Origin of the sequence: Chondrinema litorale (genome assembly GCF_026250525.1) — a bacterium.
Lineage (GTDB): Bacteria > Bacteroidota > Bacteroidia > Cytophagales > Flammeovirgaceae > Chondrinema > Chondrinema litorale.
This window is the reverse complement of the sequence record NZ_CP111054.1, coordinates 60,347-82,448: the sequence shown is the minus strand read 5'-3', so window position 1 is coordinate 82,448 and position 22,102 is coordinate 60,347. Positions and strand designations below refer to the sequence as shown.

The window sequence follows — 22,102 nt, the reverse complement described above, 5'->3', positions numbered from 1 at the left end:
TTTACAGCTTGTTATGAAGCTGGCATATTAGCTTATGAAATCTTACAAAGTTTAAGTCTAATAGCTACTTACAGGGAAACTGAACCCTACATTAAATCTAAATCCTCTGTTTTTAAAAGTACCGATGTCTACATTGTCTAGCTCAGTAAGACCAAGGTCATATCTGGCATCTAGTATTAAGTAATTTTCACCAGTAATTTTAAAATCTATACCTGCACCGAGTACGGCACCAATTTCGTTTTCTTTATAGTTATCTTCAATATCTACTGTAGAACCGTCGATCATTTCGTTTTCTGCATTCATCAAAAAGCTCATAGAAGGACCACCAAATATTTTTGGTCTAATCCAAGAGTTAGACAAATAGATATTTGCTAAAACTGGAATCTCTAAGTAAGATACTTTTGTTTCGTCTATTAGTGGGTTGCTGTTATAAGCCGAACCCTCATTTGAGTAGTTAATCTCAGTTGAAATACCCACGTTAGAAGTTATTGGTAACTCACCAAAAACGCCAAATGCGGCTCTGCTAAGGTTTTGAGTTTCAACTTGATCGATGTCAAATTTTGTTAGGTTCATACCGCCTTTAAACCCTAATCTTGCTTGTGCGTTTGCTGCATTAAAAGCAAGTAAAGAAAGGCAGCTAAGTATAATAGTTTTGTAGTATAGATTAATGTTTTTCATGTTAGTTATTTATTTGGTTAATGTATAATTAGCAAGAGGCTAGAATAATACAATAAGCGAAAAACATTGTAAAGAAGTCAGGTATAAACTAGCCTCTTGCTATATATAAATAATAGTTTTTAGCTTAGATTTTCTTTTTAATATCAGAGTCTTTTGCCTTTGGTAAGGCCCATTAGTAATGATATTACAAAAACTACTAAGAAAATAAAGAATAAAATTTTAGCAATTGAAGCTGCTCCTGCAGCAATACCACCAAATCCAAATACAGCGGCGATAAGTGCAACAACAAAAAATATTATAGTCCAGCGTAACATAGTTTTAAAGTTTTATGGTTAATAGGTATTTGTATACCAAGTAAAAAATTTAGGTTAAAAAGTGCCTTATATATTTATAAATAGCCTTCTGTTTATGTGTCTTGTTAGGTTAAGCTTTTATCAAGCAGGATTTGCTATTATCAAATTATAAGGCTAAAAGTTTTTGGGCGAAGAGTAATTATTCTCACCATCCGAAGATAGATTAAAAAATCGCTCTTCATCTATTGTTTATAGTTAGTTGTTAAAGTTATTGTAGTTTAATTGTTTGCTTGTAGGTTGTTATGTGTCGTTATTTTATTGGTAGTTTATTGATTCAGTTGACTGCCAAAAGCAGTCAATTGAACAGTGATTATCTATTTTTTATACATTAGCTATTTTCGAACAGATTTTTAACTTTTCTACCAAACTCGTCTAATTCATTATCGATCTTAGCAGTAGTGTTTTTAAAATCTTTCTCTAATTCGTCAAAATTATCTTCAGTTGAATTTTCAACGTCTTTTAATTCTTTGTTCAATTCTTTTCTTAAATCTTCAAGATTTTTCTTAGCATCTTTATAACTGTCTTTGATGTTGTCTTTTACATCTTCAGAAGTTTGTTCAAATTTGCTTTCATTTATTCTGATTTCTTCGTCGATTTCATCAATTTTATTTTCGATGTTATCTGCTAAAGCGTCTTTGCGTGCTTCAAAATCTTCTGCAGTTTCTTCGTAAGCAGAATCTGAGTGATTTTGTGTTTGGTTACAACTTGTAAAAAATAAGGTTGTTCCGGTAAAAGTGGTAAATACTAATAATCTCAATTTGTTTTTCATGGCTTCAATTATTTAAATAAAAAATTTGTTGTTTAAAACCACTAGTACTATTGAAAATCTGATACCACAGTGAGAAATTTTCTTGAGAAATAATTTAAGTTTCTGGTATTCAGGGCATTACCTGCCGTGCCAATTTTTCCACTATTCTCTCTTATCGTAGATTTCGTGGTGCTATTACCACGATTTATGGGTATTTGTTACCCAAACACCTCAAAATTTGTAAATAAGTTTAAATAGTGGCATGGAGCGCTTTCAGCGGCCGATATGTGTTTTACAAATGCATAGTAGTATATATACAGGGCATTTTTATAAAGATTAGCATTACAGTTATTAACTGGCTTATTTAGTAATACCGCTTGCTCCAGATATTTTTCAACTTATAGTTAATAGTAGAAGGCATAGAATAAATTACTACAAGGCATTTTAAATAAAATACCCTATATATAAGAAGGTACTTTACATAGTAGGGCAGGAGATGAAGCTTTTTATTTAGGAGGTATTTTTCTATACTCATTACCATAGCTGTGTAACATAATGTTCTCTTCCTCTAGCTTTATAAAGAAATCGAGCATATCACTAAAAGGGTTTTCAAAGTGTTTGCTTAAGTGCTTGAGCTCATCTGTAGAATTTAAAAACTGATAAAAGAAATAAGGATCGAGGTTTTCAATAAAATGATCTCTGCCTAATGAAACTTCAATCTTTTGACCGGAGAAGATATTGTCAAAGAGACAGTGTTCACCATGCACATAAAATCCCCATCCGTTTGAGAGTGTCTCGGCTCCATTCTGTAATTCGGTACCTTCTATTAAATAGTATTCTCCTTTTTGTATCCTTTCAATTTCGGGCTCATTCGTTTCGCTCAGCAGTTTATTAATAAGCTGCTTGGCAAGAATTGCATATGCATCCATCGCATTTAATAATTCTATCCTTACTTTATTATTAATTGTAATCATCTGTCTTATAAATTAATCATCAAATATTATATAAGTATGTATAAGTAGCACTACACTTTATCAAGTTTTCTGCGAATTCTGTTTAAAAAGCCTCATTTCCACCTATTCTGATTGAAATTTATTAGCTAACAAATTGTGCTTTTTGTACCACTAATAGTCTACAGATGCTGTAGGGGCTATTCTGCGCTAAAAAAATGTGTGGGTAAATTGTGTACAAACTTGTGTAAACACTTCTACAAAAAAATTGTCTACCCCAAATCCCGAAATCATTGTTAATAAATTTTAATAACTGATAATCAGATAGTTACAAAACTTATCGAGATAAAAAGTCACAAGGCATGAATTTCACATATAGGTATGTGGTCGCAATCACATAACATACTGACACTAACTATTTAAAAATATTACTACTATGAAATACATCATCTTTTTATCACCACTCTTTTTAGGCGTTGTAACATTTGAATTTTACAATTACTTCGCACAGTATGATGTTGACAACCTTATTCTGGCTTTTATTAGTTCAGCTATGATGTTATACTCTGGTGCACACGAATACACCAGTGAGCAGATCGAATTCTCTAAAACTGCCAGATTCTTTATAAGTACCTGTTTTGCAACTTTACCTTTTTTAGGAGTATATATATTTTACCCAACTATCGCATCATATGATTTACTTGCAAGTTTGGGATTCATTTGTGGAACGTATTTTCTGATGTTAATTATCCAGGTTTATTTTTACAGATCTAGATACAGAAAATTTAATTCAACATTAATGAGATCTATGTAAGAGTATATGTAGTAAAATGCATATAGCTTGAGCTATGAAGAAAATAGGTCTCTTTATATTGACAAATGGCTTTTTAGGAGCACTATTTTGCTTAGCTATCAATGTTTCTTCAGCAAAGTACATCCTTGAATACACACAAGTATTAGAAGTTGATGGCATTGGTAAAAGACATTTTCTAGTCTTCTTAGTAGTCTCTCTAATAGGAATACTCCTTATTAAATATAGTCAGGAAAAAAACATATAAAAATCACTATAAATAATAATGGAAACACTTGTCGTATTTTTATCACTAATATTAATAATGGCCGCTATAATACCAGTAATTAAACTGGAACATTGGTGGATAAGAGTATTCGATTTTATTCGCCTACAGGCCTTTGTAATATCACTAATAGTTCTAGCTATTGGTATGATTTACATGGAAAGCTCTACTTTAAAATTTGTAACATTAGGCGCATTGCTCATAAGTGCAATTTCACAGGCAATACAAATTTACCCTTACACGATTTTAGCCAAGAAGCAGGTTGTAGCTTGCAAAACACCTGATTCTAGGAATATGGTTTCTCTGTTTGTTTCAAATGTATTAATGTATAACAGCAAAACAGAGGGAGTAAAGCAGCAAATTGCAGAAGCAGAACCAGATATGATATTGATGTTGGAAACCAACGAATACTGGGCAAAATCAATGTCTTATCTTAAAGAGAAATACCCTTATACTGTGGAATGCCCACTCGAAAATACCTACGGAATGTTGTTTTACTCTAAACTTGAGCTTAGCGGTACAGAACTTAGGTTTATAATTAGTGATGAGATACCATCAATATTCACTAAAGTAAAAACACCATCGGGCAAAGAGTTCGATTTCTACGGTATACACCCGAAACCACCAGTACCACAAGAGTCTGAGAGTTCATTAGAAAGAGATACTGAACTCATACTTGTGGGTAAAGAAATTGCCAAAAGAAAGAAACCAAGTGTTGTAGCAGGAGACTTAAACGATGTTGCATGGTCTTATACAACCAGATTGTTTCAAAAAACGGGTAACCTTAGAGACCCAAGAAAAGGTCGCGGATTCTTTAGTACATATCACGCAAACTATTGGTTTTTCCGCTGGCCACTAGACCATATTTTCCATACAGATTCTTTTGATCTGGTGCATATGGAACGCATGAATAATATAGGTTCAGACCATTTTCCGATCAATGTAATTCTAAATTATACAGACCCACTAGAGAAAGAATTTATTAAAAATGAATTGAATGAAGAAGAAAAAGAAGATGTGGAAGATAAGTTAGAAGCAATAGAAGAAGTGATGGAAGAACAGAAATAATTTTTTTAACCAAATAATCCTTTACTACAATATTTTTTAACTAAAAAAAACAATGGAAACTATCAAAAACTGGCACTCGCAAATCACTAATTTACTATTATCGAAAAAACAAACGGGAGTTATCTTAAACATACTTTTTACACTAATCATCCTGTCAGTTTGTTCATGTACGAGCCAAATGGCTACCACTTCTAAAGCTTCAGCAGAAAAAATTAATTATAAAGATGCTTATTTCGATTTAATGGAGCAGAACAAAAAATATGTTTTTGAGAATGAGCAATTAAAATACGAAAACAGCAAACTATTTTTTAACAACTACGCAGAATATTTTGCCAGTACAGCTGATATACAATCTGAAGATCCTGATTTTTTGTACAGTAATGTTTACATGCAGCGATTAAACGATTATCAGAAAAAGAAGATAGACAAAATAGTAGACTTAAAAACCAGACTGCTTTCTGCATTTAACCTAGACGAAGAGCAGGTAGTTGTAAATAATGATAGACTATCAATTTTAATTGATAATGATGTATTGTTTTTTGATGAAGGTGTATTTGTAAACAACGATTATAACAGTTTCTTCACCTTTATAAGTAGTGAGTTAAAGGTAGATAGTGATTTAGAATTGTTGATAGTGAACCATATAGATGCTCATGAGAAGGTAAATAGTATTTACTTTAAAGATGCACTTGATCTGGCATTCCATAAAAACAATGAGATTAGAAGAAAACTAGTAGATAACAGTATTTTACCAACCAGAATAGTTTCTACCATAAACGATTGTTCTGTAAGTAAAAAAACTAATCTGATTAACAAAACGGAGCTTGTATTTAAATACAAAAACAACTTTTATAATTCAACATTGAGTTCCATAAAATAAAAGCCATGACCTTAAACGAAGCAAACATTATCAGGAGGATTTGTTTGGAAAACTATCTTCCGATACCTCAGGTTGAGATAATTGATAATAACAGTACAGAAGTAAGAATCTGTTTTACACCAAGTATCAAGTTCGAGCTGAGAGGAAACGCCAGAGCTTTGGTTCAGGCAATGCTTAACGAAAAGAAATTCCTGAATTCTAATGAAGATATTGGAGTTGCAGGCTAATATAAAACGATGCTTTATAAGCCAAAATGAATGAATCCAGTTTTTGAGAGGGGGTTTGGTAGATGTACCAAGCTCCCTTTTTTTATAGTAGTCTAAATTGCTTTTTATAAGCGCCAGGAGATTTACCCATTTTCTTTTTAAATATGCGGGTAAAATACTGAGGTGTTTCAAAACCCAGTTTGTCTGATATTTCTTTGATGGAATTCTTCCCTTCGTTGAGCATGTTGCAGGCAGTAGCAATCTTATGTCGCATCTGAAACTGCCCCGGAGCAAGCCCTGTGTAGTCTTTAAAAAGCTTTCTAAACTTAGAATAACTCATATTTAACTCTGCCGCCACCCGTTCCGGATTACCAGAAAAATTGTTTTGTATTAACAGCATTTTGGCGGATTGTATAATTTTATCCACATTGTCTTTTTTAAACTCTGCCCTTCTTTGCTCAGCGTGTATCCAACCAATAAGTTTGGTTATTTCACCAGCCAGCACTTGTTGGTAACCAGTAAATTCAAACTGACTAGTTTCTAAAATATCCATAAAAACCTTTATTATTTTATCAGAATAGCCAATTTGCTTAATAGGAGTTTCTTTGGTAATACTTAAATTCTCAATCAGTTTTGAGGTAAAATCTCCTCCAAAGCCTACCCAGTATGTATGCCAATTAGCCTGTTTGTCTGGCTTGTACCTGTGCCATACATTCGGGAAAATAAACATCATATCTCCTTGAGTTAATTGAATTGTTCCACTTGGTTGGCTTTCAAATACACCCGAACCTTCTATGAGGTAAATAATTTGAAATTCATATAAAATTCTTCCTCTCTCCCAATTGAACTGATAAAGCTCCGGATGTTTTTTAGAAGGAAAAGCTTCGCCAGCATGTATTCTGGAAGTGCCACAATCTAACACATGTAATCCCCATAACTGGTCTTTTTCACTAACGGCAAAATAATGACTGGTAGTAGACATATATAAATATCAAAAAGTGTAATTTTTATATCATTAATGATAATAATTCTTGCGATAAGAAAAAATATATTTGATTAATGATAAATTTAATAAACAACACAGAATCAAAAAGTGTAAGTAAATATACAGTAGCACGTATAAAACCACTTACAGCCAAAGTGGGTATTTTGGGAGTAGGACACCACACTTACTGGAATCAGTTTAATGGTTTATGGGAAAAACTGATAGAAAAGATGGATATTTTTGAATCTAGAGTGGCAGCTTGTAGGGTAGAAACTGTTTCTTTTGGTATATCCGATTCTGCTGAGAAAGCGGCTGAAATATTGCCACAGATTAAAAACGCTGGTCTCGATTTGCTGTTTATTGATATGCTTACGTATGCGACTTCCAGTACAATCGCAAATATTTTTAGAGAAGTAAATATTCCAATGGTGATGGTGGCTTTACAGCCAGCCAAAGCCATGGACTATGAAAATGCATCCACCTTTATCCAATTACTCAACGACGATATTTGTGCAGTGCCCGAGTTTATGAATGTGGCTCTCAGGTTTGGTAAAAATGTGCCTCCTTTAATTATGGGTACTTTGCACGACGATATAGAAGCAGACGAAATGGTAAAAGAATACTGCCAAATCGCTAAGGTTTTGCACAGTCTTAAAACGGCACGTATCGGTCAAATGGGGCATGTTTTAGAAGCAATGCTCGACATGCATACCGACCCAACTTTATTAAATGCGACTTTTGGCTGCCACATAGTTCAAACAGAACCAGATGATATTTTACAACATTATCAACTAGCTAAGGAAGAAGAAGTACTTAAATACGAAGAACAAATCACTTCATTTTTTGACACACCAGACCCCAAATCAGACCCGATAACAGAAAAGCTTAAGCACTCAGATTTAAGAGTGGCAGCTAGGGTTGGTGTGGCTTTAGATGCTTTTATCAAAGAGAAAAAACTAGATGGGCTTGCCTATTATTACGAAGGCAAAGAAGGCTCAGAAGTGAGACAAGTGGTTACTAATTTTATAGTGGGGAATTCTCTACTCACCGGCGGAGGTTTCCCTATGTGTGGTGAGATGGATTTAAAAACCTGCATAGCCATGATGATTATGGACAGGCTAGAAATGGGCGGAAGTTTTGCAGAATTCCATCCAGTAGATTTTAAAGAAGGCTTTGTATTAGTAGGGCACGATGGACCACATCATATCAATATTGCAGAAGGCAAACCAGTTATCAGAAGCTTAAAGAAATACCATGGCAAACCGGGCTCTGGTGCCAGTGTAGAGTTTAAAATTAAATCTGGGCCAATAACTATGCTGGCAGTTTGCCAAAAAGCAGATGGTTCTTTTAAGTTTATTATTGCCGAGGGTGAGTCTAAAGATGGGCCTATTCCACCAACAGGTAACACAAATACTAGAGGTTACTTTGCGCCAGATGTGAAAACCTTTTTAACCAGATGGTTTAGAGAAGCACCAACACATCACTTTGCTTTGGGCATCGGGCACCGAGCCGAAACCATTAGGCAAATAGGAGAGTTCTTGGGTGTTGAAACAGTAATAATCCCAACAGAATGACCACTGCTTATGTATCACTGGTCATTATCTTCTACTTTGGGCTGCTTTTTATTATAGCTCAATTAACCTCGCGCAATGCATCTGCTTCTACATTTTTTATAGCCAATCGCAATACTGCTTGGCCGCTTGTTGCCTATGGAATGATAGGTGTAAGCATCTCAGGTATTACATTTATTTCAGTTCCGGGGCAGGTAATTAGCAACCAGTTTTCTTACTTTCAAATGGTAATGGGTTATGCAGCCGGTTTGTTGGTGGTTGCCTATGTCTTGTTGCCGATTTTCTACAAAATGAAGGCGGTCTCCATCTACACTTATTTGCGAGAAAGGTATGGAGTAGAAGCACATAAAATGGGAAGCGTATTCTTTTTGGTAGCGCAAACTTGTACGGCAGCTTTCAAGCTGTTTTTAATGGCTCATGTCTTACAAATTGTGTTATTCAATGCCTTGGGTTTTCCTTTTTGGCTAACTGTAATTGTTACTTTGCTGCTTATCTGGTTGTATACTTACCGTGGTGGTATTCAAACAGTCATTTTTACCGATGTATTGCAAACCACTTTTTTGCTAGCGAGTGTCATTGTTAGCATCTTAGCAATTAGCTGGCAGCTCGATATTTCTGTTCTGGATTTATACCATCAACTAGAAACTAAAAATATTAGCCAAGTATTTTTTTGGGATTGGAATGACCCTAAAAACTTTTACAAGATGTTTCTAACTGGCTTACTCATGACGGTAATGACCAACGGAATGGATCAATCTGTAATGCAAAAACATCTTACTTGTAAGAGTCTTGGAGATGCGCAAAAAAACCTAGTGGTGTTATCCATCATTTTATTAATTGTAAACATGCTATTCTTATTATTGGGAGGAGGTTTATACTATTTTGCTGATGTAACAGGTATACAAATTCCAGCTGAAACAGATAGTATTTATCCGATTTTAGCCATAGAGCATTTAGGTTTACTAGTGGGCACTTTGTTTATTTTAGGCATTGCAGCAGCAGCCTATTCTTCGGCAGACTCTTCGCTTACAGGACTTACTACTTCTTTTTGTGTGGATATACTTGGCTACTCAGAAAAAGATGAGAATAACGTAAAACAACGGCAGGGGATTCATATGGGCTTTACTATGCTCATTTTTTTTATAATCATTCTGTTTGATAAAATTAATAATGACAGCGTACTGGCAGCTTTTATTCAAACTACCGGATATGTTTATGGACCACTGGTTGGTCTTTTTGCTTTTGGCATGCTCAGTAAATCTAGTGTAAAAGGCAAATGGATTCCTTTCATTTGTATAATTTCACCTATCGCATCTTATGTGATCGATTATCTATTACCAAAGCTTTTTAATGGTTATCAATTGGGCTATGCAGTAATGTTGCTCAATACATTGCTCACTTTTTTTGGACTGGCCATTTTGTCACTATTCAGTAATAATAATAACTAGTAAATATGAAAAGACTCATCTCACTGCTTTCTGTGTTTTTGGCTTTAATGGCAACAGAATGCAAAGCACAGGAAAAACTGAAAGAAATATTTCTAAATCCACCAGAAGAAGCCAAGCCTCGTGGCTACTGGATTTGGGGGCATGGTAATTTCGATTATTCCACCATTAAAAAAGAACTTAAGGCATTTAAAGAAATGGGTTTGGGTGGTGTAGATATTTTTGATATGGGCATTGCCGATCCATATAATATTATTCCAGATGGCAATCCATTTTTAGAAGAAGAAATGCTAGATGGAATTAGTTTCGCTTTAAAAGAAGCCAAGAAACTCGATTTAAAAATGGGATTCTCAGTTTCTAATGGTTGGAATGCCGGAGGTAGCTGGACAGAACCCGACGAAATGATTATGCAATTACTTTTCTGGCAAGAAACTTTAAAAGGTCCAGTAAGTATAAATGAGATAGGTTTTCCTGAGATTCCTACCACTTTTAAAAAGCCTTATGGCACATTCGAATTATTTCCTCAACTAGATGAGAATGGTTTTCCAGAGTATTATGATAATGTCGGGTTAATGGCATATCCACTTACTGCAGATAATAAGATTGATGATGTTTGGGATATCTTTTTTTTTAATCCAGATGATATTGATGGAAATAAAATTAAGGTGGAATTACCTGCGGGAAATTGGGTTTTAACTAGAGCTGTAGTGAGTCCTTTGGGGCAAAAAATGTGGATGCGCAGTGAAAATTCTACCGGTTTTATTATGGATCATTTTTCTAAAAAAGCGACCAAACATCATTTTGAACATGTGATAAATAAACTAGAAGAACGCATGGGCGATTTAGGTGAAAGCAGCTTAGAAAGATTGTACCTATGCAGTTTCGAAACGGAAGACTACATTGTTTGGAGCCCAGAACTTAAGCAAGAGTTTAAAGAATTGAATGGTTATGATTTAGATGATTTTTTGCCTGTTTTTACAGGGCAGCAAGTGATTGATAAAGAGAGCACAGAGCGCTTTTTACACGATTATCGACTAACCGTTTCAGAGATGTTTATCAATAACCATTACAAGCAGGCAAGTGAAATTTGTCATGAGCATGGTTTATTGTTGGCTTCAGAATCTGGCGGACCGGGTCCTCCTTTGCACTATGTGCCCACCGAAGATTTAAAAGCATTGGGAGCAGTAGATATTATGCGTGGTGAATTTTGGAACATGCCTTTACGATGGGAAGATCGACTTGGTAGAAACCTGTTGCAGGTTGTTAAGAACATCGCTAGTGCAGCCCATATTTACGGGCATAAGATTGTGGAAATGGAATCTTTCACTAGCCAGACAAAACACTGGCAAGAGTCTCCATTCGAATTGAAGAAAATTGCAGATCAGGCATTTTGTGAAGGCATGACCAGAGTGATTTATCATACCATGCCGCATAGCCCACCAGAAGCTGGCACTCCCGGCTGGACTTACCAAGCAGGCACGCACATTCACCCGAAGATGACTTGGTGGGATATGTCGAAGCCATTTCATTCTTATTTGGCAAGGTGCAGTGCTATGCTCATGCAAGGCGATTTTGTAGCTGATGTGGCTTATTATTATGGCAATGAAATTCCAAACTTTGCGATAGGTTCAAGATATGCCAGAGAAGGTTTAGGCGCCGGTTACGATTATGATGATCTAAATACAGAAATCTTATTGCAAACCAAAAAAGTAGAAAACGGGAATGTTGTGCTACCAACTGGTATGCAATATAAAATATTGGTTTTGCCAGATAGTAACGTGATGGAATTAGCTGTACTTAAAAAAGTAGAAGAGCTACTACAAAAAGGCGCGACTATTATTGGTTCGAAGCCAGAAAAAATCTATGGTTATAAAAACTATAAAGAGCAGGAAAAAGAGATGCAGCAAATCGCAGATAAAATCTGGGGAAATGGCACTAAAAAAAGAAAGAAAACTTATGGCAAAGGGATGATAATTACTGGTTACACAGCAAAAGAGATTTTAGAAGAAAAAGGCTATTATCAAGATTTTGCTTACCAGACGGCTTCTGGTAAAGAGGCTTTGGATTACATCCATCGATCTACTGAAAATGCAGAGATTTATTTTGTGAGAAATACAGATTCTGTAGACATTGCTGCGAATATGCAATTTCGAGTAAAGGATTTAAAACCTGCTTTTTGGAATCCGGTAACGGGTGAAATGTCTGAACCTGCCATTTACAACCAACAGGTGAAAGGTTTGCAAATACCAATCAAGTTGAGCCCGTATGAGTCTGTATTCGTTATTTTTAGCAAAGAAGAAGAGAAAGCGCATATCAGTGAAGTAGCTTATAATGGCAAAGTTTTATTCCCATCTACTAAACCAGATAAAAATAACTACTCAGCTAATTTCGATAGCAATGGTTCGATAGATTTTTATGCTGCTGCCAAAGGGAATTATGAGTTAAAAATGAGCGATGGAAATTCAGAAAAAATCACTGTTACAGAACCAGTAAAGGCATCTATTGAGAACTCTTGGGATGTGGCATTTCCGGCAGGTTGGGGTTTTAATCCCATTCAAAAGTTTGAAAGACTTATAGATTGGACTCAGCATAAAGACCCAGAACTAAAAATATTTAGTGGTAAAGCGGTTTACAAGACAACTTTTGAGTTTGGCGATTTATCTTCTAATGAAAACTATTATATCGATTTGGGCAAAGTAGGAGAGGTGGCACAGGTTTATTTAAATGGAAAAGAAGTGGGCATTAGCATTTATCCTCCACATAAATTAAACATCAACAACCAACTTAAAAGAGGCACAAACCATTTGGTAGTAGAAGTGGCTAATACTTGGCTCAATCAATTAATAGGAGAAAGTAGTAGACCTTTAGAAGAGCAAAGAACAAGGAGCAATTTAGGAACGGCTAATGGCGGTAGACCTTGGAGTAATTATCAACCTTTGCCTTCTGGCTTAATTGGTCCGGTAAAAATTGAGGCTGAAAAAATTAATAAACTCACTGTCGAATAAAAAAACAAACCTTTGCTGTCTTATCATCATCCTATTCAACAGCAAAGGTTTATCACATTACTATTCTAATGCTTCAGCAGATATTTTTCTGAAGGTTACTTTCTTTCTTGAAACAGAATTTGCAATTACTCTTGGTGCATCTTCATTGTCCACATTACCAAATCTACTAGAACCGCTTATTGCAGAAAGTGCAGTACCTAATAGTGGATCAGAAGTATCTCCGAATGGAACAAGCTCCAAATCTTCAGAAACTTCGATGTCAGGAGTGAAGCCAGCAGAGTAATCTGAATTGCCCAAACTGTTATAGGCTTTCATTACAATTGGTTGTAGTGCCCAGTTGTTGTCGCCATCAGTATCGTCGGTAATGGTGATAGAGCCCACATTTTTACCATAAGTAGTTTCACCAATTAGATAAACATTCATGTATGGAAGTAAGCCGTTAATTACCAATTCGCTTGATGAAGCTGAGCTACCAGTTACTAGAAAATATACGCGGTTTATTTGCCCGCCAATATTTCCGCTCATGTCTGTAAAGTTTTCTTCAAAGTAAGAATCTCCATAGTAAGCAGCAATTTCTTCTTGCAAACCCTCATTGTATTCTTCTCTAAAGAACAAATCGTTAGAAGATACGCCAGTTCCTATTAAGCTAGCCATTGTTGTTGCTGAGGTTACATAGCCACCCGGATTATATCTTAAATCAACAATTAGTTCAGTTGCACCGGCAGCTTTAAACTCAGTAAATATCTCGTTCAATTGGTCGTCGTACTCAGTGTTACTACTGTTGTTTGGCGCAGGAATAAATTGGTTGTAAACCAAGTAAGCTATTTTTTGTCCATCTACTTCAAGCACAGTATCCATATAAATTGGGTTCTCTTGAATAGTTGCAGCGGTTAAACTTACGGTTTCATCCAAATCAACTAAAGAACCATCTTGAACTTCAGCCAATGTAATGGTCATATCTGTAGTATAATACAATAGGTCGATGTAGTTTTCATCTGTAATGGTAGTACCATTTACTTTGGTAAACATATCGCCTCTTTCTAGTCCGGCTTCATCAGCAGGTGAGTCGGCAATGGTATATACAATCTGCGCTAAAACTTCATTACCAGTAGCAGAAACATAGAAAAGGCGGTATTCCATACCTGTAGAGGTGGTTTCGCCAGAAAGAGAAGAAATTAATTCGTCTGCATCTTCGCTTATATAAGAGAATCTATCACCCTCAGGATTTGATGTGGCATCATAAGTATATAATAGAGATTCAAAGAAATCAGAAGGTTCTTGTGTTAGATCGGGATCATCTGGAATCTCATCATTCCAGAAATAATAATACTCCATGTTTGCGAGTATCCATTCATTAATGTCTGCGTAGTCACTTGTAGTTCCAGAATCGTCATCGTCTGATGTAGTTGGCGTTATTTCATCGTCATCAGAACAAGAAAATAATATAAAAGGCACGAACAAAGCCACAAACAAAAGTTTGTTTATTGAACAGGTTTTCATAACTAGTTAAATATTATAATAATAAAAGATGCTGCTTAATAGTCTGCACTTAGACTTTAGACAACATCGCTGGTTAGTGGTAGTGTCAACTATAGGTTTTGACATTCATAGTTACAAAATGGTTCACTTAAAGACCAAAAAAATCGACGATTTAACCGATTTTCTATATAATTATCCAAATTGTATAGAAAGTTAATTGGTAGAATTTTCAAATCTTTAGCAAAACCATCCAGTATTTATAGAAATCGATATTCCATAATAATGTGGAAAATCATTTTTTGCAGCTACATCTATTATAGAATTTGCTTAGCGATATAAACAGATAATTTCGTCGATAGAATAAAAGCATTAGCGGAGAAATCGGCCAGTTCTTCTATAGAATCGGTTAAAACGTCTATGTGCATTATTATTAAAGGTATGCTGTCATTTACTTAGCCTTAAATCAATAAAGTAGATGACAATGAAGTTTTCAGTTTTTAAACATCTTTTCCTAGCGATAATGATATTACCATTCGGTATATCAGCAAGTGTTGCGCAGACGGATAGTGTAAAGCAAGTACCAGCGGTATGGAATCTGGAAAACAGTATAGATTATGCAATTACTAATAATATAACAGTAAAGCAGGCTGTACTTGATAAAGATAATTCTGAGATAAACTACAATCAGGCAAAAAATAACTGGCTGCCAAGTTTATCAGGTTCAGCATCTGAGTCTTTAACCAGAGGTACTAGTATTGACCCTATTACAAGTGATTTTGTTTCACAACAAATTTACTCAACTAGTTTAGGTTTAAATGCTTCTATGACCTTATACTCGGGTAACAAAATTAGAAACCAAGCTAAGCAATATGGTTTGTTACTTGAACAAAACGAGTTATATGTAACCGAGTCTAAAAACAGTATTATTCTCGAAGTTACTCAGGCATATTTACAGGCACTTTATTATAAAGAAGGCATTGAAATCGCCGAGAATAACTTAAAAGCTTCAGAGGAACAGTATGAGCAAACAGAAGCACTATTTGATGCAGGAACAGTAGCCGCAAAAGATTTGGCAGATATTAGATCGCAATATGCTAGCGACCAGTATTCGTTAGTAGCTGCACGAAATTCTTATGCTCAGCAAATACTTACATTAAGACAATTATTAGAACTAGATCCAGAACAAGAGTATGAGCCTGATTTTCCTGAAATAGGTGATGATATAGAGGTGATTATTCCAGATAAGATTACTGCATACCAAAACGCATTGGGTTTCTTACCAGAGATTAAAGCCAGCCAACTGTCTATGAGTACAGCAGAGTTGGATATGAACATTGCAAAAGCAGGTTATTTACCCACATTATCATTAGGAGCGGGTTTATCGACCGGTTATACAAGTACGCAAGAATATACATTTACTGACCAATTAGATAACAACTTCAACCAGCGAGTGAGTCTGAGCCTGAGTATTCCGATTTTTTCTAAGTTTCAGAATAAATCGAATGTGCAATCCGCAAAGATTTCTATGGAATCGGCGAATTTGGATCGCATAGCTGCCAAAAAGGAAGTGTACCGTAAGATTGAAAATGCTTACCAAAGTGCAATTTCTGCTCAAGGTGAAATGGAAGCCGCCTTGGTGCAAATGGAAGCTGCTCAGGTATCTTTTGAACTCGCACAAGAACAGTACGAAGTGGGTTTGTTGAATACCACTGATTTACTAATTGATCAGAATGAGTATTTAACCGCTCAACAGAAATATGTACAGACAAAATATACGAAAATATTGTACTATCAACTCCTCCAATTTTATCAAGGCGAACCCATAAAACTTTAATACGATGAAAAAATCACTGATATATATCATTGCGATATTAGTTGCCGGAGTAGCTGTTTATTTTTTCTTCATTAAAAAAGAAAATACAGAAATAACTGTAAAAACAGTAAAGGTTACTAAAGAAACTATTAACCAAGTAATTACCGCTACAGGAACTATAGAACCAATTACTCAAGTAGAAGTAGGTACACAGGTTTCTGGTGTAATTGAAAAAATTTATGTGGACTATAACTCAGATGTAAAAGCAGGGCAATTGCTAGCAGAGTTAGATAAAACCACACTTTTAGCTACGCTTAACGAAGCAAAGGCTAGTTTGAAAAATGCCGAAATTGAGCGCGATTATTTACAAAAAAGCTTCGATAGACTTAAAAAGCTTTACGATAACAAAAGAATTAGCGATACTGATTTTGATGAAGCAGAATACAATCTAAAAAATGCTATTGGTGTAGTTGAGCAGAGACAATCTGATGTAGACAGAGCTAAAACCAATTTGGGTTATGCCAATATTTATTCTCCAATTGATGGAGTGGTATTATCAAGAGCAGTAGACGAAGGGCAAACAGTGGCATCTAGCTATAGTACACCAGAGTTATTTACCATTGCTCGTGATTTAAAGCAGATGCAAGTAGAAGCAGATATAGATGAAGCAGACATTGGAGAGGTAGAATTAGGGCAGAGAGTAATGTTTACAGTAGATGCTTATCCGGGTGAAGAGTTTGCAGGTGAAGTTACTCAAATTAGACTTGAGCCAGAAGAAGAATCTAATGTGGTAACCTATACTGTAATTATTAAGGCTGATAACCCAGACCTTAAATTAATGCCGGGTTTAACTGCAAGTATTACTGTATATACGCTTGAGATGCCAAACATACTTACAATAGAAGCAAAAGCATTGCGCTTTCAGCCAGACCAACAAGTAATGGCTCAGTACAAGGAGCAAGTAAATGATGGAGACGGTCCAAAAATGGCAGAAGGCAATGCTCCACCAGAAGGTGGAAAAATGGTTCCTGTAAACATGCCAGCGCAAAACGAACAGGATGATAGCAAAGGAATGGTTTGGGTAAAACAAGGTACAAATATTCATCCGCAACCAGTAAAAACTGGTGAGAGCGATGGTGTTTTAGTGCAGGTAATTGAAGGGCTTAAAGAAGGTGATGAAGTAGTTTACTCTATGGAAGCAATGAAAGAAGCGGCTGGTGATGCAGGAGGTGGAGGTGAATCGAGCCCATTTATGCCAAAACCTCCAGGAAGTGACAAAAAGAAATAAGCATAGACAAATAGCTAGCAAATAGCTAACAGATTGCTTTTTGTAATGCAGCATCCATAAATCATTATTCTAAAATAGAAAAGACATTAAGTTATGGATAAAACCATCATAAATATACAAGACCTCAAACGGGAGTTCACTATTGGAACAGAAACCGTGAGAGCATTAAAAGGGGTTTCTTTTAAGGTGAACAAAGGTGAGTTTGTGACTATAATGGGAACCAGTGGTTCAGGTAAATCGACCATGTTGAATATACTTGGCTGTCTGGATAAACCCTCTTCAGGATCGTATGAGTTGGACGGTGTGAATATTAGTAACCTGAATAAGAACGAACTTGCAAGATTGAGAAATGAAAAGATTGGCTTTATATTTCAGTCTTATAACCTTTTACCCAGAACCACTGCGATAGAAAATGTAGAGTTGCCATTGTATTATAACAAAAAGGTAACTTCTGCTGAAAGGAAAGAATGGGCAGAAAATGCACTGGAATTGGTTGGTTTGGCAGACAGACGACACCATACTCCAAGCCAGCTTTCTGGTGGCCAGCAACAACGTGTGGCCATTGCCAGAGCCTTGGTTAACAATCCGGTAGTTATTCTTGCCGATGAGGCGACAGGTAACTTAGATACCCGAACTTCTTACGAAATTATGGCGCTTTTTCAAGATTTAAATGCTCAAGGAAAAACCATTGCTTTCGTAACGCACGAGCCAGATATAGCACTGTTTAGCAGCAGAACGGTTGTTTTACGAGATGGAAATGTGATTAAAGACAGTCCTGTGGAAAACATTCATATTGCAGCAGACGCATTAGCACAACTACCAATAGAAAATTAGACATGAAAACTGTAAATCTTATAAAAATAGCATGGAAAGCACTGCAACGTAATAGAATGCGTGCATTCCTTACCATGCTGGGTATTATAATAGGTGTAGCTTCGGTAATTGCCATGTTGGCAATTGGTGAAGGCTCCAAGCAAAGTATTAAAGAGCAGATTTCGAGTATGGGTTCTAACATGATCACCATTCGTCCGGGTAGTGATTTTAGAGGAGGGGTAAGAAGAGATTTTAGCGAATCGCAAACTTTAACGCTTTTTGATCTGGAAGCACTGGAAGAAAAGAGTACATTACTTACTGACATATCGCCACAGGTGAACGGAAGTGGCCAGGCCATAATAGGCGCGAACAACTGGCCTACTTCCATCTATGGTGTAAGTCCGGGGTATATCAATATTAGAAAGTTAGATATTGTAGATGGTACCATGTTTACTCAGCAAGAAGTGAAAACATATGCGAAAGTGGCTGTAATCGGGCAAACCATTGTAGAAAACCTTTTTCCAGATGGAGAGAATCCGGTAGGTAAAACTATTCGTTTCGATAAAATTCCTTTTAAAATAATAGGTGTGTTGGGTGAGAAAGGAGAGAATACATTCGGGCAAGATCAAGATGATATTATACTGGCACCTTTTACCACTGTACAAAAAAGGATTTTAGCAGTAGATTACTTGCAATCGATCACTGCTTCTGCCAATAGCGAAGAAGTGGCTGAAGATGCTGTAACTGAGATGGAAGACATTTTACGTGCTTCGCACAAAATTGGTGCAAACGACGATGACGATTTCCATGTTCGTTCGCAGCAAGAGTTGATCTCAACATTTAGCTCAACCAGTGAGATATTAACTGTATTATTGGTAGCTATTGCAAGTATTTCGCTAGTAGTTGGTGGTATCGGGATTATGAATATTATGTATGTATCGGTGACTGAGAGAACCAGAGAAATTGGTTTGAGAATGGCGATTGGTGGTAGAGGTAAAGATATTCTCTTACAGTTTTTAGTAGAAGCAATTTTGATCAGTATTACTGGAGGTTTAATTGGCGTGTTGTTGGGTATTGGTAGTACATTAGGTGTTTCCACCTATTTGATGTGGCCAACATCAGTTACTACAGATTCAATTGTAATCTCATTTGCAGTTTGTGCCATTACCGGGATTTTCTTCGGTTGGTATCCTGCAAGAAAGGCAGCAAGCCTCGACCCGATAACAGCACTGAGATACGAGTAAGATCAGCAAAAATTAAAAAGCTCATTTTGAGATTTTTAATCGAGAAACTACTTATCAGGTTTTGTCAGCAAATGAAATATTCGTTGAGTACATTTGTAAGCTTTTAAGATGTGAGCCAATATGAAATTTGATATAAAAGATAAAAAGAATCAGCAATATTTAATGATAACCCTGCACATTCTTGTGTGGGGCATCATTATTAGTTTGCCATTCTTTTCTGCTTACCGATCTCCAAAAAATTTCTCTGAGTTTTTAAGAGAAATGAGACCGCCCTTCTTTTTTGCATGTATTTTTTACATAAACTATTTCTACTTAATCAAGAAATTCCTTTTTAATAAACAGATATGGAAATTCTTGTTGGTTAACTTTGTGCTGTTTACAGTAGCCATTTTTACAATGGAAATGCTTTCAGATTTTGTTAGAGATGCAGCCGCTGTAACAGAAAGTGCTCAAAAGAGACCAAGGCCCTCATTTATAGAAATATTTATTAGTTTGTTTATCGCTTTTGGAATGATTACAGGTGTAAGTGTGGCGATAAAGATTACCAGTGAGTGGTTTAGAACAGAAGATTTAAGAAAAGAACTGGAAAAAGAGCATTTAAAATCAGAATTACTAAACCTTAAAAATCAGTTAAATCCACATTTCTTTTTTAATACCTTAAATAACATTTACGGTCTAATAATTCAAGATCAAGATAGAGCACAAGATGCGGTGCACCAGTTGAGCAAACTGATGCGCTACCTACTATACGATAGCAACGAAAAATTTGTGCCTCTTACCAAAGAGATCGATTTTATGCATCATTATATAGATTTAATGAGGCTCAGATTGATGACGACTGTTGCGGTAGAATATCGCTTTCCTAAAGTGACTAGTAATGCTTCAATTGCGCCCCTTTTGTGTATTTCTTTAATTGAAAATGCCTTTAAGCATGGGGTACATTCTAGCGAGCCTTCAGAAATATTTATGGAGATGAACATAAACTCAGAAAAAGAGTTGACATTTCACATAAAAAACACTTCTTTTCCGAAAAGCGATACCGATAGAAGTGGCTCTGGAATAGGTCTGGAAAACCTGAAAAAGCGTTTGAATCTCTTGTATCCACAGGCACATCAGTTGAGTATCGAGGATGGAGAGAAATATTTTGATTGTACATTAACTCTACAATTATGATTAACTGTTTAATAGTGGATGATGAGCCTTTGGCTTTGGATATTCTGGAAAATTACATCAACAAAACGCCCTACTTGGATTTAAAGGCAAGATGTAATGGTGTGAAAGAAGCCATGAAACACATGGACGAAGAAGATATTGATCTCTTGTTTCTAGATATACAAATGCCTGAAGTTTCTGGTTTAGAGTTTTCGCAAACCCTTGGCGATCGAGTGAAAATTATCTTCACCACTGCTTTTGAACAGTATGCATTAGATGGTTTTAAGGTAAACGCATTGGATTACTTACTGAAACCTTTTAACTATCAAGAGTTTTTAACTGCAGCCAACCGAGCCAAAGATTGGTTCGATCTAAACGAAAAGGCTAAGAAGAATCTACAGCAAAGCATTAATGCAGAGGATAGCCTTTTTGTAAAATCTGAGTACAAGATTATTAAGGTGAAGTTGGATAACTTGCTATTTGTGCAAGGCTTAAAAGATTATGTAAAATTCCATTTGGCAGATAATCCCAAGCCGATACTTTCTCTTATGAGTTTAAAAGCGCTAGACGGTAGCTTGCCTCCAAATCGCTTTATGCGCGTGCATCGCTCTTTTATCGTAAACCTAGATAAAATTGAGACCATCCAACGAAATATGATCATTTTCGATAAAGAACACATTCCCGTTGCAGACAAATACAAAGATCAGTTTCAAGAATTTATAAAGAGCAAGTTTTTGGAGTGATTTCTAAAAGGAACTGAAAGTATTTTTCATACTAACTTATTACTTTTAAAAGCAGTAATTGACAATTTGACATTTAAACTGTATTAGATAGTTAGTATCCTATATTGCTCACCAACATGCATAAATATATCTTCACCATTTTTCTTCTATTATTTACTGTAAAAACAAATGCGCAAGACGAATGGGTGGGAGTTACTCTTGATTCTTTAGAATTAGATTCTGATAGTTTAATAATTTATGATTCAAGACCAGATTTTCCAATTGTCTTTTCAAAAGCTGGAATGGAGTATCAAAAAATGTTTAAAGTAGTAGGAATTATAAAAAACCAGTCCGGAAGTGAGTTTGCTTGTGGGATTTTTTGCTTTGCAGGTACATTGGAAATTGAAATTAAAAGATCAAATTTAGGGATTGACTTAAAAAGAATTTTTGTATTGGTTCCATGTCTTACTAATGATGATGAGAGGATTGGAAGGAAAGTAAAAATGGTGATAACCAATCTACCAAAAGATAGAGATATTGGCTGTTTTTCTGATGCCATTAATAAATTAGACTCAAAAGGGGAAGTGTTTTATTATTGTGAGTCTTATGAATATAAATAGAATTAG

The 22,102-nt window shown here is 35.6% G+C and carries 20 protein-coding genes; 14 read left to right on the top strand and 6 right to left on the bottom strand.

Going from position 1 to position 22,102, the window contains the following annotated elements; genetic code table 11:
* Positions 1 to 57: 57 nt before the first annotated feature.
* The 4 genes from OQ292_RS33345 to OQ292_RS33330 form a co-directional block, all read right to left on the bottom strand.
* On the bottom strand, positions 58 to 678 hold the full coding sequence (locus OQ292_RS33345; RefSeq protein ID WP_284688609.1) for a porin family protein: 621 nt from the start codon (positions 676 to 678) through the stop codon (positions 58 to 60).
* A gap of 143 nt (positions 679 to 821) precedes the next feature.
* Positions 822 to 992 (bottom strand): DUF1328 domain-containing protein, encoded by a 171-nt coding sequence (locus tag OQ292_RS33340; RefSeq protein WP_284688608.1) that lies wholly within the window; start codon positions 990 to 992, stop codon positions 822 to 824.
* Between the two features lie 367 nt (positions 993 to 1,359).
* Positions 1,360 to 1,800 carry a hypothetical protein gene (locus tag OQ292_RS33335; protein WP_284688607.1) on the bottom strand — a complete coding sequence of 147 codons (441 nt, stop codon included), beginning with the start codon at positions 1,798 to 1,800 and terminating at the stop codon, positions 1,360 to 1,362.
* Between the two features lie 485 nt (positions 1,801 to 2,285).
* Entirely contained in the window at positions 2,286 to 2,753 is a 468-nt protein-coding gene (locus tag OQ292_RS33330; RefSeq protein ID WP_284688606.1) for a DUF6896 domain-containing protein, read from the bottom strand.
* A 412-nt stretch (positions 2,754 to 3,165) separates the two neighbouring features.
* Here OQ292_RS33330 and OQ292_RS33325 point away from each other — a divergent pair, with 412 nt between their 5' ends.
* The 4 genes from OQ292_RS33325 (at position 3,166) to OQ292_RS33310 (ending at position 5,980) form a co-directional block, all read left to right on the top strand.
* Positions 3,166 to 3,543 (top strand): hypothetical protein, encoded by a 378-nt coding sequence (locus OQ292_RS33325; protein ID WP_284688605.1) that lies wholly within the window; start codon positions 3,166 to 3,168, stop codon positions 3,541 to 3,543.
* 262 nt (positions 3,544 to 3,805) lie between these two features.
* Positions 3,806 to 4,873 carry an endonuclease/exonuclease/phosphatase family protein gene (locus tag OQ292_RS33320; protein WP_284688604.1) on the top strand — a complete coding sequence of 356 codons (1,068 nt, stop codon included), beginning with the start codon at positions 3,806 to 3,808 and terminating at the stop codon, positions 4,871 to 4,873.
* A 52-nt stretch (positions 4,874 to 4,925) separates the two neighbouring features.
* Positions 4,926 to 5,753 (top strand): hypothetical protein, encoded by an 828-nt coding sequence (locus OQ292_RS33315; protein ID WP_284688603.1) that lies wholly within the window; start codon positions 4,926 to 4,928, stop codon positions 5,751 to 5,753.
* 5 nt (positions 5,754 to 5,758) lie between these two features.
* Positions 5,759 to 5,980 (top strand): hypothetical protein, encoded by a 222-nt coding sequence (locus OQ292_RS33310; protein WP_284688602.1) that lies wholly within the window; start codon positions 5,759 to 5,761, stop codon positions 5,978 to 5,980.
* Between the two features lie 82 nt (positions 5,981 to 6,062).
* Here OQ292_RS33310 and OQ292_RS33305 read toward each other — a convergent pair whose 3' ends face one another.
* Positions 6,063 to 6,941, bottom strand: a complete 879-nt coding sequence (locus OQ292_RS33305; RefSeq protein ID WP_284688601.1) for an AraC family transcriptional regulator — start codon at positions 6,939 to 6,941, stop codon at positions 6,063 to 6,065.
* 77 nt (positions 6,942 to 7,018) lie between these two features.
* Between OQ292_RS33305 and OQ292_RS33300 the strand changes: the two genes are divergently transcribed.
* The 3 genes from OQ292_RS33300 to OQ292_RS33290 are packed head-to-tail and all read left to right on the top strand — an operon-like array spanning position 7,019 to position 12,965.
* Positions 7,019 to 8,518 carry an L-fucose/L-arabinose isomerase family protein gene (locus tag OQ292_RS33300; RefSeq protein ID WP_284688600.1) on the top strand — a complete coding sequence of 500 codons (1,500 nt, stop codon included), beginning with the start codon at positions 7,019 to 7,021 and terminating at the stop codon, positions 8,516 to 8,518.
* Complete coding sequence (locus OQ292_RS33295; RefSeq protein WP_284688599.1) at positions 8,515 to 9,963, top strand: sodium:solute symporter; 1,449 nt, start codon at positions 8,515 to 8,517, stop codon at positions 9,961 to 9,963. The genes OQ292_RS33300 and OQ292_RS33295 overlap by 4 nt, the downstream gene beginning before the upstream one ends.
* Positions 9,964 to 9,968: 5 nt before the next feature.
* Entirely contained in the window at positions 9,969 to 12,965 is a 2,997-nt protein-coding gene (locus tag OQ292_RS33290; RefSeq protein ID WP_284688598.1) for a glycosyl hydrolase, read from the top strand.
* Positions 12,966 to 13,025: 60 nt separating this feature from the next.
* Here the strand turns inward: OQ292_RS33290 and OQ292_RS33285 are convergent, their stop codons facing one another.
* Entirely contained in the window at positions 13,026 to 14,465 is a 1,440-nt protein-coding gene (locus OQ292_RS33285; RefSeq protein WP_284688597.1) for a S41 family peptidase, read from the bottom strand.
* 460 nt (positions 14,466 to 14,925) lie between these two features.
* Between OQ292_RS33285 and OQ292_RS33280 the strand changes: the two genes are divergently transcribed.
* The 7 genes from OQ292_RS33280 to OQ292_RS33250 all read left to right on the top strand — a co-directional run bounded on the left by OQ292_RS33280 (position 14,926) and on the right by OQ292_RS33250 (position 22,096).
* Complete coding sequence (locus OQ292_RS33280; RefSeq protein WP_284688596.1) at positions 14,926 to 16,278, top strand: TolC family protein; 1,353 nt, start codon at positions 14,926 to 14,928, stop codon at positions 16,276 to 16,278.
* 4 nt (positions 16,279 to 16,282) lie between these two features.
* Positions 16,283 to 17,545 carry an efflux RND transporter periplasmic adaptor subunit gene (locus OQ292_RS33275; protein WP_284688595.1) on the top strand — a complete coding sequence of 421 codons (1,263 nt, stop codon included), beginning with the start codon at positions 16,283 to 16,285 and terminating at the stop codon, positions 17,543 to 17,545.
* A 93-nt stretch (positions 17,546 to 17,638) separates the two neighbouring features.
* Positions 17,639 to 18,379: an ABC transporter ATP-binding protein gene (locus OQ292_RS33270; protein WP_284688594.1), complete on the top strand. Its 741-nt coding sequence runs from the start codon at positions 17,639 to 17,641 to the stop codon at positions 18,377 to 18,379.
* Positions 18,380 to 18,381: 2 nt separating this feature from the next.
* On the top strand, positions 18,382 to 19,602 hold the full coding sequence (locus OQ292_RS33265; RefSeq protein ID WP_284688593.1) for an ABC transporter permease: 1,221 nt from the start codon (positions 18,382 to 18,384) through the stop codon (positions 19,600 to 19,602).
* A 120-nt stretch (positions 19,603 to 19,722) separates the two neighbouring features.
* Positions 19,723 to 20,775, top strand: a complete 1,053-nt coding sequence (locus OQ292_RS33260) for a sensor histidine kinase (RefSeq protein WP_284688592.1) — start codon at positions 19,723 to 19,725, stop codon at positions 20,773 to 20,775.
* Complete coding sequence (locus tag OQ292_RS33255) at positions 20,769 to 21,497, top strand: LytR/AlgR family response regulator transcription factor (RefSeq protein WP_284688625.1); 729 nt, start codon at positions 20,769 to 20,771, stop codon at positions 21,495 to 21,497. Before OQ292_RS33260 ends, OQ292_RS33255 begins: the two co-directional genes overlap by 7 nt.
* 116 nt (positions 21,498 to 21,613) lie before the next feature.
* Positions 21,614 to 22,096, top strand: a complete 483-nt coding sequence (locus OQ292_RS33250; RefSeq protein ID WP_284688591.1) for a hypothetical protein — start codon at positions 21,614 to 21,616, stop codon at positions 22,094 to 22,096.
* Positions 22,097 to 22,102 lie beyond the last annotated feature (6 nt).